Origin of the sequence: Erwinia sp. B116, assembly GCF_002865965.1 — a bacterium.
In the GTDB taxonomy this organism is placed as follows: Bacteria; Pseudomonadota; Gammaproteobacteria; order Enterobacterales; family Enterobacteriaceae; genus Erwinia.
This window is the reverse complement of sequence record NZ_JRZZ01000001.1, coordinates 69,756-88,600: the sequence shown is the minus strand read 5'-3', so window position 1 is coordinate 88,600 and position 18,845 is coordinate 69,756. Positions and strand designations below refer to the sequence as shown.

The following is an 18,845-nucleotide window of genomic DNA, read 5'->3' as shown; positions in this document are numbered from 1 at the left end:
ACTATCTGCCTTATGTTTCTGGGAGCTTTGCAGACCAAAATGAGACTGGATTTTATTATAAAGATCCTGAGAATCCTGGCTTAGGTTATCTTCATCAGCAGTTAACGATGCTTCAAATTCACTCAGTAAATGTGTTTCAGCGATGTTTTATGGAGATGAAAATACATTCATAACCTGTTCAAGAATTTCTGAATTTTCACTACCTTTTGTCTGAATTGAAGGCATGTCAAGAATTTGGTCTTCACCAGCCAGATTTGTTGTAAATTCTCGTACGCAACGTCTGTCCGCTGTTGATAAAACAATAGGGCTGTGTGTGGATATAATAAACTGGATGTTGGGGAACACAGATCTTAAGTTGGGAATGACTTCCTGCTGCCATTTAGGATGAAGATGCAGCTCAATTTCATCTATCAGAACAATCCCCTGGCCTGCCAACGGATTGCTCAGTAATGGATTTAGCATGATAATGCGTCGTGTCAGGTCCGCTATCAGGCCGAGGAATACCCTCTGACCATCGGATAGCTGGTCTACAGTAACATTAAGCTGATCATTGATGACCCTGATGATATCCGAACCTGTCGAAGTATCTACCCAAATCCTGCTAATACTGGGTACTATAGAAGTGATGGCATCGGATACGATGCCCATCTTTATTTCCGCTGACAGCGTGTCATTTGAACCCTTTGCTTCATATTCAGTAAGCGCAGCTTTAAGCTTTTCTTGCGCCTCCTGTAGCAACGGTTTTACTGCGCTGATCCCCGTAATTACCGCTTTCTCTAGATAACTAACCTGCTCCTGTAACTGGTGGAGATCTGCAATTTTCTGTGCTCCACTTATCTTATGCAGAGAGATAAACCATTCAGAAAAATGATCGAACCTGCCAGCACCGGTCAGTGCGTGAGTATATGCGTCAAACCTGTCTTCCCGTTTCTCAAATTTCGTTCTGCTTTTAGTAAAGGAATATGATCTCTCTACACCATAAAATGCAAATACAGGTAAATTAATGGTGCATTTGTTATTGACCACCCGCCAGATATCTGCGATTTCTTTTGCTGATTTGATTTCACTGTCTCGTTTCTGGGCCGCACCTGGCACAGATCTTGATAGCCTGAGCTGAATGTTTTTCAGACCCTTACCAAAAGAAAAATGACTACTGATGTCGGTAAATTGATTTTCAGAACCGTTCCTGATGTCCGAGAATTCATTCAGTCTCTGCCCACTGCCATCTTCTTTAAGAATACTTGCTGTAAACCAGCTCAGTGTTTTAGCAATCGCAGAGAGAATACTGGACTTGCCCTGTCCGTTGCTGCCGATAATGATTGTCAAATCTTCTTCAAATCTTACAGGCAGGTGTGAGAAACGCCTAAAATCCGTTAATATCATTGAGCGCAGGCAAAAATTATTTTCAGGACGATATACCCCATCCCGAGTATCCCCCCCATTTTGTAGATATTTCCAGCAAAGTTCGAACCACTCTTCGGCGTTATCGTGATGCTCTGGCATACTGTCGTTGCTTGCTTGCCGAAACAGTTCGAATGCTGAGAGCAGGTTCCCCCCCCCTTGCATTACGCTCGATCTGTTTTGTCATTGTTGCCTCCTGATACGTTCCATCAGTTCAGTCGTGTACTTTCTGTTCATTCTGAGAATGAATTCAGGCTCGATATGTTTTGCAAAAGCCAGCAGGCCTACCAGATAGGCTTTGTCAGCCTCATCTATCATGTCATATCGATACTGATTAATCAGATGTTTTATGAAGCGTTTACGCTCCCTGCCTAATGATAGCTCGCCTTCATTGTTGATCGTAACACCCGTAACATGACGGTTGTGCGCCATGGAGGAAAAAACGGTTTTGGCACGATTGAGCCTCAGCTTTCTCCGATAGAGTTTGTTGAGAAGTTTCTCGATTATTAACGGGAGTACACCCAGCACATCACGTGTATTACAGGAAAACGTCAGGTCATCAGCATATCGTGTGTAGGCAATATTGAGAGGCAGACAAAATTCGCTGATCAGGTTGTCAAATTCATAAAGACAAAAGTTTGATACAACGGGGGAGGATGGGGCGCCTACACTCAATATCAAGCGTTTGCTACGTTTCGCTGGCTGCCAGAACAGGAGGTGCTCAACATAGCCCTTGTCCTCTGCACTGATTTGCGGGGTATCTGATGGGGAACGCTCGATGCTCTCCCAAAAAATGTCAGGCGTAATCGAGTTAAAAAAGTCTTCCAGATCTGTTTTAAGCAGGAACGAATTTTGCGCATGCACCAGTGCGTTATCCCGCACGCTTTTCCCTTTCTGATAGGCCATCGCACATTTGTGAACAGGCAGACGGTAAAGCTGGAGAAAGGCACGCTGATAGTCTTTTAGTGCTTTTGCAGGCTGGGCAATAATCCGGAATCCTGTGGTCCGCTTGGGGATTTTGTACACCTTGTACTTTCTGGATGCGCTCTGCAGGTACAAGACAACGTCCAGTTCGCTCTGATTTAATAGCCCAGCCAGCCCATTGATTACCGACATAACGTTACCTGTAAAAAAAACCGGCAGAATACACTCTGCCGGCTTCAACTCTTTACTTTCGCAACCCCAAATGCGTTCAATAAGTTAGAGTCTGGCTAATCACCCGACTAGACGTAATACGTCCACGCTAAAGAGTTGAACAAGTTTAACTTACACAGAGTCAGTTAACAACATTGTTTTAATTATATTATTCAATGGGTTATTGTTAAAGTGTGGTCTAACCCATTAATTATTTTACCCGCTTGTTTATGATGCCTGCTTAGGCAAAAGCCTGCTTCAGCAACGCCTTAGCCACGTCTTCCGAGCTTCCCGGGTTTTGCCCGGTGATCAGGTTGCCGTCTTCCAGCACGAAAGGTGCCCAGTCCGGGCCTTTCTGGTAGTGCGCGCCCAGCCGGATAAACTCGTCTTCGATCAGGAACGGCACCACGTCTGTCAGCTCCACCGCGGCTTCTTCACCGTTGGTAAAGCCGGTGACCCGTTTGCCCTGAATCAGCGGCGCACCGTTGGCGGCCTTCACGTGGCGCAGCGCGCCCGGTGCGTGGCAGACAAAGCCAATCGGCTTGCCGGCGCGGTTAAAGGATTCAATCAGCGCGATCGAGGTGGCCGATTCTGCCAGGTCCCACAGCGGGCCGTGGCCACCGGGATAGAATACGCTGTCAAAATCCTGCTGATTAATCGTTTCCAGCTTGACGGTATTTGCCAGCGCCTGCTGCGCCGCGCTGTCGACCTTAAAGCGCTCGGTCATTGGCGTCTGAAACTCCGGCAGGTCGCTTTTTGGATCCAGCGGCGGCTGGCCGCCGGCCGGCGAGGCCAGCACCACCTCGGCACCGGCATCTTTAAACACGAAGTAAGGGGCCGCAAACTCTTCCAGCCAGAAGCCGGTTTTCTTGCCGGTGTTGCCCAGCTCGGCGTGTGACGTCAGTACCATTAAAATTTTCATCGGTGATCCTCGGTTAGCGTGCGTTGTTCAGCAGGGCGGAAAGCGCCGCGCTGTTTTGCTGATAGGGGGGGCGCAGGCGCAGGTTACTGGTGCCGGCTGCATCCTGAATCACCACCGGTTTAGCGTGGCTGAAACGACGGAAGCCGTGAATGCCGTGATAGGCGCCGATACCCGAGGCACCAACGCCGCCAAACGGCAGGCTGTCGAGAGAAGCATGGGTCATAACGTCGTTTATCACCAGCGCACCGGAGGTGGTGTGCTGCGCCATCTGCCGCTGGCGCTGCGGATCCTTGCCAAAATAGTAGGCCGCCAGCGGGCGCGGATGGGCGTTGATGTAGCTAATCGCCTCGCTGACCCCGGCGGTAAAGGTTTTGACCGGCAGCAGCGGGCCAAACACCTCTTCCTGCATCACCGTCATCTCTTCGCTGGCATCGAGGATCAGCTGCGGCGCGATTTTGCGCGTAAGCGGATTGAAATCCGCCTCACCGGCGGGGGCCAGGCTGATAATGCGTGCGCCCTTAGCGCGGGCATCGTCAATCAGATCCACCAGCCGCTGATAGTGGCGATCGCTGATGATGGCGGTGTAGTCGTCATTGGCCTGCAGCGTCGGGAACGCCTGCTGCATAAAGGTCTGCGCGGCACGGATAAAGGCCGGCTCCGCGCTCTGCGGCAGCAACAGATAGTCCGGTGAAATACAAATCTGCCCGGCGTTAAAGGTTTTAATGGTCAGGGTGCGCTCTGCCGCCTGGGCAATATCCGCGTCCTCGTCCACCACCACCGGTGACTTGCCGCCCAGCTCCAGCGTGACCGGCACCAGATTTTCTGCCGCGGCGCGCATTACGTGTTTGCCCACCGCGCTGCTGCCGGTAAACACCAGGTGATCGAACGGCAGGGCGCTGAACGCCTGGCCCACGCTGGCATCACCCAGCACCACGGTGAGTTCATCAGCGGCAAAGTAACGCGGTACCAGCTCGGCCAGCAGCTCGGAGGTGCGCGGCGTCAGCTCGGACGGTTTCAGCATCGCGGTATTGCCCGCCGCAAATACGCCGGCCAGCGGACCGAAGGCCAGGTTGATCGGGAAGTTCCACGGGCTGATCACGCCGACCACGCCGAGCGGCTGCGGCTCGATACGTGCCTGCATGCCGGCGACCGGCACCTCGGCGGCTTCCGGCTGCATCCACTGTGCCAGGTGTTCGGCCGAGTGCTGCAGCATATTGATGGTGGTTAACAGGTCGGCCGCCTGCGTCTGATAGGCGCTGCGGTGGCCAAAATCGTCGCTGATGGCGGCAATCAGCGCCGCCTGGTTATCGCGGAGCAGCGCGATGCTGCGCTGTAAACGGTCGCGGCGTAGGGCGGCGGAAGCCGGGCCGGCCTGCAGATGGGCGTGCTTCATCACCTGCAGTACGTGCTGTAATTCCTGCTGATGGGTCATGATGTTTATCCTGTGCGTTTCGAATTGCAGACAGGTTACCCGCGCTGGCGTTTTGCCGCTAACAAGGCTATTTTCACAGGGGTATAAATAAATTTATGGGGTCACCGTGTCACTGGTTCGCTTACGCACCTTTATCGAAGTTTATCGCCAGGGCTCGATCTCAGGCGCGGCGCGGGCGCTGAACCTGACGCAGCCGGCGGTGTCGCAGCATATCAGCGGGCTGGAGGTGGCAATCGGCCGGCCGCTGTTTGAACGCCAGCCGCAGGGCGTGCAACCGACCGCCGCCGCCGACGATCTGGCCGCTGATATCGGTGGTTCGCTGGACAGCGCCGAGCGGGCGCTATCGACGGCGCGGGCGCGATCGATGGACGTTAGCGGCACGCTGCAGATCATCGGCCACGCCGACTTTATGGCCGAGAAGCTGGCGGCGGAGCTGCTGCCGCTGCTGGAGAGCGGCATCCGCGTGCATATGCATACCGGCGACGGCTCGCTGGTGGCGCAGATGGTCACGGAAGGGCACTGCGATCTCGGTATTACCGCGCACCCGGTGACCGACCCACGTCTGAAAGGCGAGGTGGTTTACCGCGATCGGGTAGTGGCGGTGGCCTCGCCCGGCGTGGCAGAACGTCTGCACCAGAGCCGAGATTTTGCCGCCGATCTGCTGCGCGAGCCGCTGCTGGCCTACGATCTGCAGCTGTCGCTGATCGCCGGCTGGCTGGATAAGAACCGCATCAATTATCAGTCGCTGCTGCCGGCAATGGTCGGCCAGGATCTGCGCGGGCAACGCAGCCTGCTGTGCCGGGGCTTTGGCTGGTCGGTGATGCCGGAATTTCTGTGCCAGGCGCAGATGGCCAGCGGCGAACTGGTCAGACTCAACGCGCCGGTTGGTGACGGTGAAATCCGCTACCACCTGATCTGGCTGCCTGGGGCGCTGCGCCAGCCGCGTATTGCCCACGCCCGCCAGGCGTTGGTGTGGCGGCTGAACGGCGGGCAATAAGCGCAGGAAAAAAATGTTTGTGCAGGGATGAATAAAATCGGCGCATCGGGCGTTTACAGTGTATCTGCTTAAGGGAGAACACCCGATGACTCGCTCCGCCTGCCTGGCGAGTAAACGTCAGACGGCCGGTTTCTGTTAGGTCAATTTTTGAGTGCCGCTCGGGGAGATCCACCTTAAGGATCGTGCTTCCCGGGCTTAAACACTTTCCGGTCTGATTCCTGATATTAACGACTGTGGTACGTTTAGCGCGCATATCGTACGGGGAGTCATCAGAAGTTTTTTTGTGAGCGGATTTCTGTTCAGTCTTGCTGTACTGCCGCTCAGCCGGAAGCCGCGGATGCAGACCAGAGTCTGAACCTTTTATTTTTCTTAACATATTGTTTTAAATATATAAAATAAATATAGCTTTGCCTTTCAGTCCTGAAAACCCATCGGCGTGATAACAGGATCGGGCAACAATCATCAGCCAGCGGTGAGAATGATAAAATGGCGGACATGAAACTGATAAGATTTTAAGAAAGATAAAGTTTATTATTTTTTAACTTTAATCACCTATGCTTTAAATTAACTGGAGTACCGGTTGGCGTTAGCCGCGTGCAAAAAAAAACCGCCCCACAAGGGGGCGGTCAATATGCATTCAGGCACATCTTAAATATTTAACAATCAGCGGGCTAAGTAATAGTAGCCGTATGCTGAAAGCGCAAGGGACCTGTACGATTATTTACAAATGGCCCCTCTGCGGTTAAATAAAAAATCACGCTCCGTGCCGTTATCAGGTTCTGAAGCGGCTGACGGCCGCCGTCAGCACCGACACGTGTTCGTCCAGCTTCTCAGTCGCCGCCGCAGAAGTGTGAACCAGCGTGGCGTTCTTCTGGGTTACGCTGTCCATTTCGTTTACGGCCTGGTGTATCTGGCTGATGCCCAGCATCTGCTCACCGGACGCCAGTGATATTTCGCCGATAGATTCGGCGAGGTCAACCACCGTGGTAGCGATACCACGGATGTTGCTGGCGGTGGCGTCGGTGACTTTCGACCCTTCCGCTACCAGCGACGTTGCCTCACGCATCACGTCCTTGATTTCCCGTGCGGCCACCGCGCTGCGCTGTGCCAGGGTTCTCACCTCACCGGCGACCACGGCAAAGCCTCGCCCGCTTTCGCCCGCTCGCGCCGCTTCCACCGCGGCGTTCAGCGCCAGGATATTGGTCTGGAAGGCGATGCCTTCAATCACGCCGGTAATCTCGCTGACCTTGTCCACGCTTCTGGCAATGCCGCTCATGGCGTCAGACATCTGGCCGGCGCTCTCACCGCCGTTACGCGCGCTTTTCGCCGCTTCACGCGCGTCCTGCGCCGCGCGTTCGGCGCCGCTGGCGTTGTTCCGCACCGTGGCGCTGAGCTGCTCCATGCTGGCCGCGGTCTGCTGCAGCGCCGACGCCTGCTGTTCCGTACGGGAAGCGAGCTCGTGGTTGCCGTTGCTGATGCCGTTTGCCACTTCGGCCACGTTAAAGGCGGTATCCTTCACGCCCGCCACCAGGGCACGCAGACGCTCCTGCATACCGGCCAGCGACGCCATCAGGCTGCTGCTGTCCCCCGGCCCGATCGCCGTTTCGGTGGTCAGATCGCCCTCTGCGATGGCCGTGGCCAGACGCACCGCCTCAGCCGGTTCTCCGCCCAGCTGGCTCTGCAGACGACGGGTAATCAGCCAGGTCATCAGGATACCCAGCAGGATTGAAAACCCGGTCAGGATATACAGCGTGGTGAATACGCCGGCCAGCAGGCGTGAGGATGAATCCAGCGTCGCGTTGGTGACCCTCTGCTGGTAATCAACCATTTCACCGATCGCCTTGCCATAGCTATCCGCGGCAGGCAGCAGCTGGTTAATAAACCACGCGCGTCGCGCTGCGTCGTCGGCCAGCGGATAAGTAAACAGCGCTGCGGCCTTCTCGCGCCAGGCGGCGCGCGTCTGTTCTATAACGGCTAACCGCGAAGAGGCTTCTTCGACCTCCTGCAGGTTAATGCCGGGAATCGACTTCGCCCCGTTGACCAGGCCGCGAAACATATCCGTTACCGCGTCATTCTTCTGCTGCAAAGTAATAAAAGTCTCTGATGTACGGGCCGCGCTATCATCATTACGCGCCAGCAGCCCCTGTACTTCGTTAAGCTGTTGCGAGAACGTGTCCCGCAGGCCTCTTAATACCTCTAAGTCATTGAATCGCGCCGTAGTCAGCTTCTGCTGCTCCGAAGCGTTGTAAAGTTTATAGCCGGCGAAAAGTGAAACGCAGACGCCGCACAGGATGACGGTGGCGAAGGCCAGCGTCAGCATTTTTTTCACGCTCATTGTGTTTTTCATAATAAAAATTCATCCTTTCAGCTGCCGTGTTAGCGTGATTTTTTAAAAAAAGACGGACACCACTATTATCGGCATCAACAGGATTAACTTTACCGGTAGGATCGGTTTTAAACGGCAACGTTGCTTATCAAACTATTTTCGATTCAAAAAATAGAGTTATATTACTGTGCTTTTTTTAAATGATCTTATCAGTCCATAATATTTAACGTTGTATAAGCATAAATATGAGACTTGTTAACAACCGGCACGGGATTACTCTCCCTATCCGCTCAGGTGCAGACCACTACGCTGGCGTCGGTGGCCTGTCTGGGCACGTCGCTCTCCGCGCTGTTTATAGGTTCGCTGCTGCGGAGGTGAACAAAAAGCACGCTATGCATATGCCAGGCATATACATGTTCCGCCCGGACATCTATAATAATCTGACCGGGAATATCCCCCGGATCTGTTCAACCTGTGAGGGACAACTATGCGAACCGTATCCGTGTTTAAAAACGGTAATAACCGTGCTATTCGCCTGCCACGTGACCTGGACTTTGACGGCGTCAGTGAACTTGAAATCCTGCGGGATGGCGATACCCTTATCCTGCGTCCCGTACGACCAACGTGGGGATCGTATCTGCAAGAGGAGAAAGCTGATAAGGACTTTATGGCCGATCGCGATGATGTTGTCAGTGATGAGGGGCGTTTTGAACTATGACTAAAACCTTCATGCTGGATACCAATATCTGCTCCTTTATCATGCGTGAGCAACCGGAAACGGTGATTCGCCGTCTTGAACAGGCTGTACTGCGCAACCATCGCATCGTTGTCTCTGCGATTACGTATGCGGAGATGCGTTTCGGTGCAATCGGTAAAAAGGCTTCACCGCGCCATGCAAAGCTGGTTGAGGCATTCTGCAGCCGTCTTGATGCCATTCTGCCGTGGGACCGGGCTGCGGTAGACGCCACCACAGAGGTTAAGACTGCGCTCTTTGCCGCGGGCACGCCGATCGGGCCAAATGACACCGGCATTGCAGGCCATGCCATCTCCGCAGGGGCCGTTCTGGTGACCAACAACGTGCGAGAGTTTGAACGGGTAACGGGTCTGGCACTGGAAGACTGGGCAAAGTAAGCGTAGCGCCAGTACCCCTGGGTACTGGCGCGCTGGCAGGTCCGGACGGCGTCAGAAACGATACAGGCTGAACGCCTTTGGATCGAGAACCGGCTTTTTGCCCAGCAGCAGGTCGGCGGCGATTTCTGCTGAGACCGGGCTTTCGGTCATGCCCCAGCCGGTAGCGGTGTTGATCACCATTCCCGGATACTCCTTCACCTCGGAGATAATCGGGTTTTCATCCGGTGCGATGGACATCGCGCCGCTCCACTGGTCGATCAGTTTCGACGCTTTAAACGCCGGGAACTCGGCGCGCAGTTTTTCCAGCGAGCTGTTCAGCTCAGGCAGGTCCGGTGCGGCGACCATATCGCGGTTTTTCTCGAACGGCGATTCTTCACTGTTCTTCCAGTGCTTTGGCTGCATCAGCGTGTCGACCAGCTGTTTGTTCAGCGCGATATGCACCGGGAAGTCCGGCAGCGCCAGCAGCGGCAGATACTTATAGCCGTACATCAGGGATTCCTGCACCACCGGTGCCACGATCACGCGCGGTGAGGTGGCATAGGTGCCGTCGGCCTGTTCGCGGAAGTAGATGTTACCCGGCAGCGCCACGTTGCCGCCCGGCGCACCCGGCGCGCCGCTGATCAGCTGCTGTGACTGGTAGGCCGGCAGGGTAGGGACGCTTACATTCAGGTTCTGCATAAACAGGCGTGACCATGCGCCGCCTGCCACCACCACCTGCGAGGTACGGATCGCGCCTTTCTCGGTGACCACGTCGGAAATCGCGCCGCCCTGAGTTTCAATGCCGCGCGCCGCACAGTTGGTGTAAATTTTGACGCCGATCTTTTTCGCATGCTCGGCCATCACAAACGCCGCCACTTCGGCGTCCAGGCTACCGGAGTCCTCTTCAAAACCGGCAATCTTCCATTCGGACTTCGCGCCGCGCAGGCGCTGGCTCAGTTCATCGCCCTGGATAATGCGGGTTCTGAACGGAATATCGCTGCCGGCTTCCTGACGTTTACGCTCGATCCAGGTTTTTACATGCTCGAGATCTTCGTCATCCAGCGGGACCTCAACGCGGCCCTGGGTGCGGTAGGTGGTATCCGTGCCGATTCGGGCATTCATCTCGCGCCAGCGCTGTTTGGCAAGGTGGTGCAGCTGGAAAGTTTCATCCGGCATTTTGTAGGTCATTACCTGGCCGTAGAAGCGGCTCGACTGTTCGCCGGCGATGTTGCCTTTCTCCAGCACTACCACCGACAGGCCACGCTCAACCAGGTTGATGGCGGTCATAATGCCGAGGATGCCGCCGCCGATCACCACCACGTCAGACTGTTTCGGCAGCGGTTCGCTCAGGCCGGGCACAAAGCCGGAACGCGGCATGCCCGGGAGCAGGCGACCTTCGCGGGTGAGCATAGGCGTCAGAATAGCGCCGCCGGCCACGGCCAGCGCCGCGCCACCGAGTAAAAATTTTCTTCTTGTCAGTTTCATTGCAGAACGTCTCTCTGGTAGACGACAGGCGGCCGGGTGACATCCTGTGCCGGCCTCTGTCAAATCAATATACCTGGATAGAAACAGGCGTTATCCCTGTGCAGCTAATGGTTTTTTCGGTTCGGAAATGCTATTTCAGTTATCCGTATGCTTAATGGCAATCAATCCCGTAATAACGACGTGGGGATGGTCTGTTGATGCCACAGCAAAGGCTCGCGTTATTAACGAGCAGGCAAAGCGATCCCCGGCAGGGAATTAATTCTCCCGCCATGAAGCGATTGTTTTTTTAATGACAATGACTCTTTCAATGCCATCCGACTTGTTACCTTTTTCCCCGTCTTTTAAGTGACAGGTGTGATAAGGCCTGCCCGGAAGCATGGATTAAAAAGCAACGTTTGTTGGCATTGCCAGTGAGTGACATTAAATAGCCGTACTGTATTTTCTCTGCGAAGCGTGTTTCTCTGTTACGAACCGGGAGCGGGTGGAAAATTCGCCAGAATAGCGTTTTTCTTACTGCCATGCTCCATAATGGTGCCGCACATTAACAAAGTTAGCGATAAAACAAAACGTCTTATGCACAGTAAGCTAACCTATAACCCCCTGAAAAATTCATGGTTTTAACAAAACTATTCATTAAAATGAATAAAAATTGCATATAAATGCATTAATGTGCCCCCTGCTGGCAGGTAATTATTCATGCAAAAAAATTTGAAAAAAAATTAAAATGACAAAATTGGTGGGGGGGAATTTAAGAGGCTGCGGCGTTATTCTGACTGTAGATAAAACCAAGTGGGTGATATTTGTACGGTGGGGGCTATGCATCTGCATGAGAATTGTTGGAATTTAATACCTGTCGGCAAAATATCTGCTGAATGTGCTGGTAATGCCAGTGATGGAGTTGAGCGCACCGGTACGGAAGCCGATCGCTCAACTTCAGCGCCCGCAAATAAGGAATAATCAGGTTCGGCACTGACCACGAACGTGGATACGCGTCAGGTTGGTTAAAGGGTCACTGAGACCCTTTGCGCCACCAGAATATCCCGCGGCGGCCAGAGCGTCACGGTAAAACCGTTAGCATAGTCGCCTGCGGCGTGCGGTCGGTGCTCAGGCTATCAGCAGACCAGCGCCTGACCATCTTTCCGGCTTTCGGAGCCTGCAACATAGAAGCCCTGTGGATCGCGGACGATCGCCTGCGCGCCGCCAAAGTTATGGCCGGAGAGCGGATCTTCTACGCTAATCAGGTGCCCCATCTCACGCAGCGTTGCCAGCACGTTGCGGTCAATGCCGGATTCGACCATCACCTCGCGCCCCTGCACCACGCGCCAGCGCGGGGCATCGATCGCCGCCTGTGGGTTTTGCTTGTGCAGCATCACGCGCAGCGCCAGCTGCAGATGGCCCTGCGCCTGCATGGTGCCGCCCATCACGCCAAACGACATCAGCGGCTGCCCGGCCGCGTCCAACGCAAACCCAGGAATAATGGTGGTGAACGGCCGTTTACCGCCCGCCACCACGTTCGGGTGCTGCGGGTCGAGCGAGAAGCCGTTGCCGCGATTCTGCAGGCTGATGCCGGTGCCGGGCACCACCACCCCGGAACCGAAGCCCATATAGTTGGACTGGATAAACGAGACCATCATGCCGCTGGCGTCGGCGGCGGTGAGATAGACGGTGCCGCTCTGCTGCGGCGAGCCATAGGTAAAATCCCCGGCACGATCGGGATCGATCAGCGCCGCCCGCTGCTGCAGATACTCGTCGCTTAACAGGTGCTCCGCCGGGAACGCCAGACGATCGTCGTCAGCGACGTAGCGTTCCAGATCGAGCAGCGCCAGCTTCATCGCCTCAAAGCAGAGGTGCAGGCACGGTGCGGAATCAGGCTGATAGCGGCCAATATCCCACTGCTCAAGAATGCCGATGGCAATCAGCGTGGCGATGCCCTGACCGTTTGGCGGCAGCTCGTGCACCGAACCACCGGCAAACGGCCGCGACAGCAGCCGCACCCAGTCAGCACGGTGATTGCTAAGATCGGCAAGGCTCAGCGCCGCACCGTGCTGTTGCGCGCTGGCCACGATCTTCTGCGCCAGTTCACCGCGGTAAAACGCCTCACCGCGCGTTTCCGCAATTTTCTGCAGCGTGGCGGCCTGGGCCGGGTTGCGGTACAGCTCACCGGCACGCGGCGGGCGGCCCCCGGGCGCGAAGCACTCGGTAAAGCCCGGCTGCTGTTGCAGTTTGTTGTAGCCGGCCTGCCACAGCCGGGCGATCAGCGGCGACACCGGAAAGCCGTTACGCGCGTAGTCGATGGCCGGTTGCGCCAGCGTGGTCAGCGGCAGGCTGGCGAAACGCTCCGCCAGCGCCACCCACGCCGACACCGCACCTGGTACGGTCACCGCTTCCCAGCCGGTTTGCGGCATCGTTTTCAGCCCGGCAAAACGTGCAAGGTTCCACTCAGCGGGGGCACGCCCGGAGGCATTCAGGCCATGCAGCTGCTTACCGTCCCAGACGATGGCGAAGGCGTCGCTGCCGATGCCGTTACCGGTCGGCTCCAGCACCGTCAGCGCCATGGCGCTGGCGATCGCCGCATCCACCGCGTTGCCGCCCTGTTGCAGCATTCGGATGCCCGCCTGCGCCGCCAGCGGCTGCGAGGTGGCAACGGCGTTACGGCCCATCACCGGCACGCGGTGCGAAGCGTAGCTGACGTGGTAATCAAGATTGCTCATAAACCTCCCTTACTGTGGGTCACTGCGCCCGATAACGGCGACGGCCGATCCAGCCGGTAAAAGATCCGCTGGCCTCACTCATAATGGCTGAGGCCAGGGACGGTGTCATCTTTAACGGCAGGCTTTCCATACTGTTACGGGCGCAACGGCGTCAGGCGCAAGGCCGTAAGCTGATGAACGAAGAGTGACGGTAAGTGCGGTGAGAAAAAAAACCGCCCTGAGAGGGATCTCAGGGCGGGGTAAACAGCGTTGGTCGTTTCAGGTGGGTGACGTTTATGCCCTGATGCGACGATACTCAGGATGGGTGTTCACCCCCCACAGGCCGGCAAAGGCGCTGACGACCGCGCCGATCAGCAGCGCAATGAACGACCACAGCGCCAGTCTGGCACCCGCGCTGGCCGCCTGATCCGCTTTCTCAATTGCTTCTTTTTTGAGTTCGGCGTACTGCACTTTAGCCTCGTTCAGGCGCCCCTGCAGTTCGTCCAGACGTTGTTTAGCCTGAGTGACGGTGGTATCGCGGGTTTTGATAAAGTTATCAACCGCTTTATCCGCCTCTTCAGGGGTCATGCTGGTGTTCTGCGCCAGCGCAGTTTTAACATCGTCCCGGTTGATCGACTGGCTGACGGTATCGATACGGGCTTTAAGCTTCTGGCCCAGTTTATCAAAAATGGCATCGCTGCTGTCCGGGCTGACCGCCAGATCCTTAACGGCCGAAGCAACGTCATTGCCCGCCGCCTGCAGCTGGGACTGCAGATAGTCCGGCTGCAGCTCGCGGATGCCTGACTTCCGTAACGCTTCGGTGATATTGTCATCCGCGTTTTCCGCGGTCAGCCGGGTGTCGAAGCCAAGGCGATCCGACAGGTTTTTCGCCATATCGGCGGTGCCGCCTGCGGTGCCGCCTGCGGCGTTCGCCGCCACGCTGCCGATGCCGCTGACCGCGCTGCCGGTGGCTGAAGCGACAGAGCCTACCGCGGAGCCTGCCATATTCAGCGCCCCGCCGACCGCCATAAAGCCCAGTACCGAGGCGACGATCAGCGAGGTTGCCCAGCTGAGGAATCCGTGAACGGTGCCGTCAGTGCCGGCAAGACGGCCGGCGATAAACCCGCCGCAGGCAAGGCTGATCACCACCGAAATCACCGACCACGCCAGCACGGCTTTATCGGCACCGTTCACCACATCATCGGCTTTAGGTTGCAGCATTGACAGGCCGAGGCTGGTGCCGAGGGTGGTGAACAGCAGGGACAGCGCAATAGCGGTGACCACACCGGCGATCACGCTTCCCCAGGAAATACGCCTGACCACAACTGAATCTCTTTGAATGTCCATAAACTATCCTTAATTTACATGGTTACGTGTTAATTCAATTTAAGCGTAGTTCATAAATAAGAATATTCTGCACCATTCTGTTTTTCATGCCGTTATTTATGGGCTGCAAAAAAAATAGCGGTTGAAGGAGATGCGGGTGTAATTGTTTTTGAGAAGTGGGGAGCATATAAATTTCATATAAATCAATGCTAATTATAATGCACGCATTCACGCCTTATCAGATGTCTGAGGAGGGGAAATAAATAAACAGTGTGCAGTTGACCGATCGAAGAATCAGCACTATGCATGTGTCTGCCTTGTTACATTGTTAAGGATGACCTCGCGTTGCACGGCGAATGAAACGTCCGGCTCAACAAGGTCATGAAGGAATATGAGTGATAATAATTAAAGTCACTTTAGCCGGGCATCGCTAAACAGGATGAAGGACGCTTAAATTTTTGCGGTACCGCCGTCGACGAACAGTTCACTACCGTTGACGTAGCTGCAGTCGTCAGCGGTTTGCCTGAGCGCGCCGCCAGGCCCTGAGCTGCCTGCGGAGGAGCGATGTACTATGCTCTGACAGGCTCCAGCCAACGCGAGGGCGTCCGCCGGGCAGCACGACTCTCAGACAGGGTGGAAATTTTTACAGCTTGTATGGCGTCACACCAGGGTCGGTGCCGATAACAGTATTGTTTAAAATGACTTTTTTTAACCAGTCGGTAGATTTCTTTTTGCCACTGCGTTCATGGGAGAATATTTTGACGGTAAAAGGAGGCGCACAGAACGGCAGTTTGAAGGTCTTAAAGTTGGCCAGTTTTTCCAGCTTTCCCGCAACGAACGACGGGATTGCCATAAGCAGTTCACTTTCGGCGATAATATAGGGTGAACTCAGCATCGAGGGCGTTTTAAGCGTGATTTTTCGTTGCAGCCCCAGTTTTGCGAGGTGCGTATCCAGCAATCCCTGTCTTTCATTCCATGGCGTCACCACCAGATGTACGGCAGAGAGATAATCGTCGAGCGTCATGCTTTGACGATTAACGTTACCGATCACCACAAATTCATCGCTAAAGAGTTCAACCTCGTCCAAATCCTGATGTTTAACGTCGTCCGGCTCGCTAAAACTCAGCGCCAGGTCCACTTCTCCTGCCAGTAACTGATTCAGGGCCGGGTTGTGAGGTAAATGAAACAGTTCAAAATTAATGCCGGGCGCAGTGTTTTCAATCGCACGCATCAGCCGCGGAAAAATACAGAAGGCGGTGTAGTCCGTTACCGCAACACGAAACGTTTCACTGCTGTTCAGGGGATCGAACGGCTGCACCGGGCTGAGATGCTGATTAAGGGCAGACAGTGACCTGGCGATGTGAGGAGCAAGCTGTTGAGCGTAAACGCTGGGGCACATTCGGTGCCCCTCACGATAGAACAGAGGGTCCTTCAGAAAGTCACGCAGGCGCGCTAAGGCATGGCTGAGTGCTGAAGTGCTCATTGAGAGTTCAACCGCCGCAAGCCGGACCGATCGGTGCCGGAACACCGCATCAAAAACAGGCAAGAGGTTAAGATCGATACGCCTCAGCACATGATGCATAGAATTCATCCTTTATTGATATTAATGCACTTAATTCATTGAAAGATACCCATTATCCTTTCAGCCTTCAAATGGTGATGATAAGAGACAGTGTATGGACGTGATGATCAGGCAGGCCAGCGAGGCAGATACGGATGCCATCTATAACATGATCAATGGCTTATCCGTCTACAGAGAGGCACCGCTGGAAGCGATACCCGCCATTGAAGAAATCAGGACGTTTTTATTCTCTCCGGGATCGCCTGCTGAAGCCTATATCTGTGAAATAGACGGGACTGTCAATGGATACGCGATAATCTCAATGAGTCAGGCCAGCTGGTCAGGCCGCCATCGCCTGAGCGTGGAAGAGCTCTACTTTACGCCCGACTACCGAGGGCGGGGCGCTGGCAAAACGATGCTGCAGTTTATTGCCCAACTGGCGGTAAGCCGGCAGTGCAGCCGCATTGAATGGAACGTACTGGAGTGGGATAAACCGGCCAACGAGTTTTATCAGAGTATTGATGCGCTGCCCCTTAACGAGTGGGTTCGCTACCGGCTTGACGGCCCCGCGCTGGAAAGATTCGCCAGCTGCACCACGCTCTGACGGGGTCAGCAAGAAAAAGGACCGGCCGGTGAGCCGGTCCTGCAGAGTATCAGGCCTGGGTAATTTACCCAAAAATCATGCCTTACTCAGGTGCAATCAGATAGCGTGCCACGGGCATCTGTTCTGCCTGATGAAATGCGGTTACCCGGTTCTGTATCCGTTGATCGTTCATCGTGTAACGTTCAAGCTGGCGCAGATGCTCCATCCACGAGCCCACCTCAAATGTTTCAACGAAAATGCCGGGTTGCAGAATATCCTCGTACACCGCCCAGTTGATGGCGCCGCCGCGACGTCGTACACGCCTTAAGTCCTGCATACAGACCATAAATGCCGGCGCATCCTGCTGTTGCAGCAGGTACTCGTAGCTTACCCGCACCGGCCCGCGATCGTGATGCACATCCAGTACCGGAACCGGCTCGTTGCTATCACTGAGGTCCAGATTGAGGTCAGGATCTTTATCCAGACGCCAGCGCAATACGGTAAAGCAGCCCAGCACCATCCCCAGCGTTGCCACACACAGCGATAGTGGAATGCCGTAACTGGACGCGAGCTGCCCCCAGATGGCGCTACCCACGGTCATTGAGCCAAAGAACACGGTGAGGTAAACCGCCAGCGCCCGCGCCTTGACCCACTTTGCGGCGCTACGCTGTGCGCCCAGATTCAGGGTTGAGAGCACGGCAATCCATGCGAAGCCGGTGAAGAACTCAAACACGTTGAGCAGCCAGACATTGCGTATAAACGCCAGCGCCAGCAGGGTCGCGGCAAACATCAGGCTGGCCAGCACCATCAGCTGGTCGGCGTTAAAGCGTTTGCGCAGCCGGGGCAGGAGCACCGCGCCACAAATCGCCCCGACGCCGATAAAGGCCAGCAGAATGCCGTAGCCGCCTGGCCCCATCCCCAGTTCGCGGCGTGCAACCAGCGGTAGAAGCGCCCAGCCGGCGCTGCCGAACACGAAGAATGCCACGGTACGAACCAGTACGTTGCGCAGCACCGGTGCGGCGTGTACGTAGCGCAGACCGGCGCGCACGGCGGGAAAAAAGTGCTCCGGCGGCAGGCGCTGAATACCGGGCGACTCTTTCCAGCGGTACAGCACCCAGGCGACGCCAACGACAGAGAGGGCGTTAAGCAGAAACACCATCCACGGCCCGGCGAACGACAGGATCAGCCCGCCGAGTGCCGGACCGATGGCGCGGCTGATATTGATACCCAGCGAGTTAAGCGCAATCGCGGGTCCTAACTCCTCCTTTTTCACCAGGTCCGAGACAATAGCCTGAAATGGCGGTGAACTCATTGCCGCACCGGCGCTCATCAGGAAGGCCGCAATCAGCAGCACCAGCGGCGTGACGTGCCCGGTAAAGGACAACAGGGTCAGCCCGGCGGCGGCGATGAACACCCACAGCTGTGAAAACAGCAGATACTTACGCCGGTCGATAATATCGGCCAGCACGCCGGAGGGCAGGGCAAACAGGAACATCGGCAGGCTGCTGGCTGCCTGCACCAGCGCCACGCTGAGGGGATCGGCGCTGAGCGTCAGCATGGTCCAGTTGATCCCCACGTCGTTCATCCACGAGCCAATATTGGACACCACCGTGGCAATCCACAGCATGCGAAACACCGGCTGACGCAAAGGATCCAGAGATGATGCCGCCGCCGGGGACGGCAGGGCCTCATTCTGCGTAATGTTGTTGATATCGTTAGCTTGCGCCATAACTACTTTCCTGGGTTTACCAAAGCGGATGCGCCACCGGCCCGTCGAGGACCGGCAGGCAGGCCGACTGGGTCTGTTCGCCGGGCAGGCGCAGACAGAACAGCCCGGCATTACTGCGGGGCTGCTGAGAGAACAGACGCGTTTTAACG

Annotated in this window: 14 protein-coding genes; 4 read left to right on the top strand and 10 right to left on the bottom strand. The window is 55.5% G+C overall.

Annotated elements, in window-relative coordinates:
* Positions 1-147 precede the first annotated feature (147 nt).
* The 4 genes from ptuA to NV64_RS00295 form a co-directional block, all read right to left on the bottom strand.
* Entirely contained in the window at positions 148-1,503 is a 1,356-nt protein-coding gene (gene ptuA / locus NV64_RS00310) for a retron Ec78 anti-phage system effector ATPase PtuA (RefSeq protein ID WP_233208883.1), read from the bottom strand.
* A gap of 81 nt (positions 1,504-1,584) precedes the next feature.
* Positions 1,585-2,517 carry a retron St85 family RNA-directed DNA polymerase gene (locus NV64_RS00305; RefSeq protein WP_056237297.1) on the bottom strand — a complete coding sequence of 311 codons (933 nt, stop codon included), beginning with the start codon at positions 2,515-2,517 and terminating at the stop codon, positions 1,585-1,587.
* Positions 2,518-2,776: 259 nt separating this feature from the next.
* Positions 2,777-3,457 carry a type 1 glutamine amidotransferase domain-containing protein gene (locus NV64_RS00300; protein WP_101505039.1) on the bottom strand — a complete coding sequence of 227 codons (681 nt, stop codon included), beginning with the start codon at positions 3,455-3,457 and terminating at the stop codon, positions 2,777-2,779.
* Between the two features lie 13 nt (positions 3,458-3,470).
* Positions 3,471-4,898 carry a coniferyl aldehyde dehydrogenase gene (locus NV64_RS00295; protein ID WP_369878847.1) on the bottom strand — a complete coding sequence of 476 codons (1,428 nt, stop codon included), beginning with the start codon at positions 4,896-4,898 and terminating at the stop codon, positions 3,471-3,473.
* 97 nt (positions 4,899-4,995) lie between these two features.
* Here NV64_RS00295 and NV64_RS00290 point away from each other — a divergent pair, with 97 nt between their 5' ends.
* Entirely contained in the window at positions 4,996-5,886 is an 891-nt protein-coding gene (locus NV64_RS00290; protein WP_056237290.1) for a LysR family transcriptional regulator, read from the top strand.
* Between the two features lie 772 nt (positions 5,887-6,658).
* Here the strand turns inward: NV64_RS00290 and NV64_RS00285 are convergent.
* Entirely contained in the window at positions 6,659-8,233 is a 1,575-nt protein-coding gene (locus NV64_RS00285) for a methyl-accepting chemotaxis protein (protein ID WP_233208882.1), read from the bottom strand.
* A 466-nt stretch (positions 8,234-8,699) separates the two neighbouring features.
* Here NV64_RS00285 and vapB point away from each other — a divergent pair, with 466 nt between their 5' ends.
* Both vapB and NV64_RS00275 read left to right on the top strand, forming a co-directional pair.
* Complete coding sequence (gene vapB, locus NV64_RS00280) at positions 8,700-8,930, top strand: type II toxin-antitoxin system VapB family antitoxin (protein WP_056237284.1); 231 nt, start codon at positions 8,700-8,702, stop codon at positions 8,928-8,930.
* Entirely contained in the window at positions 8,927-9,343 is a 417-nt protein-coding gene (locus NV64_RS00275; RefSeq protein WP_056237281.1) for a type II toxin-antitoxin system VapC family toxin, read from the top strand. Before vapB ends, NV64_RS00275 begins: the two co-directional genes overlap by 4 nt.
* A 51-nt stretch (positions 9,344-9,394) precedes the next feature.
* Here NV64_RS00275 and NV64_RS00270 read toward each other — a convergent pair whose 3' ends face one another.
* From NV64_RS00270 to NV64_RS00255, 4 genes are all read right to left on the bottom strand, one after another.
* Positions 9,395-10,807: an FAD-binding oxidoreductase gene (locus NV64_RS00270; RefSeq protein WP_101505036.1), complete on the bottom strand. Its 1,413-nt coding sequence runs from the start codon at positions 10,805-10,807 to the stop codon at positions 9,395-9,397.
* Positions 10,808-11,919: 1,112 nt separating this feature from the next.
* On the bottom strand, positions 11,920-13,518 hold the full coding sequence (locus tag NV64_RS00265; protein WP_101505035.1) for a gamma-glutamyltransferase family protein: 1,599 nt from the start codon (positions 13,516-13,518) through the stop codon (positions 11,920-11,922).
* Positions 13,519-13,791: 273 nt separating this feature from the next.
* Positions 13,792-14,844, bottom strand: coding sequence for a TIGR04086 family membrane protein (locus tag NV64_RS00260; RefSeq protein WP_101505034.1), 1,053 nt, complete (start codon positions 14,842-14,844; stop codon positions 13,792-13,794).
* Between the two features lie 622 nt (positions 14,845-15,466).
* Positions 15,467-16,414 (bottom strand): LysR family transcriptional regulator, encoded by a 948-nt coding sequence (locus tag NV64_RS00255; protein ID WP_199177598.1) that lies wholly within the window; start codon positions 16,412-16,414, stop codon positions 15,467-15,469.
* Positions 16,415-16,499: 85 nt separating this feature from the next.
* On the opposite strand from NV64_RS00255, the gene NV64_RS00250 reads away from it, so the two are divergent.
* Complete coding sequence (locus NV64_RS00250; RefSeq protein WP_101505032.1) at positions 16,500-16,988, top strand: GNAT family N-acetyltransferase; 489 nt, start codon at positions 16,500-16,502, stop codon at positions 16,986-16,988.
* Positions 16,989-17,070: 82 nt separating this feature from the next.
* Here NV64_RS00250 and NV64_RS00245 read toward each other — a convergent pair whose 3' ends face one another.
* A complete protein-coding gene (locus NV64_RS00245; RefSeq protein ID WP_101505031.1) occupies positions 17,071-18,696 on the bottom strand; it encodes an MFS transporter in 1,626 nt (541 codons plus the stop codon).
* Positions 18,697-18,845 lie beyond the last annotated feature (149 nt).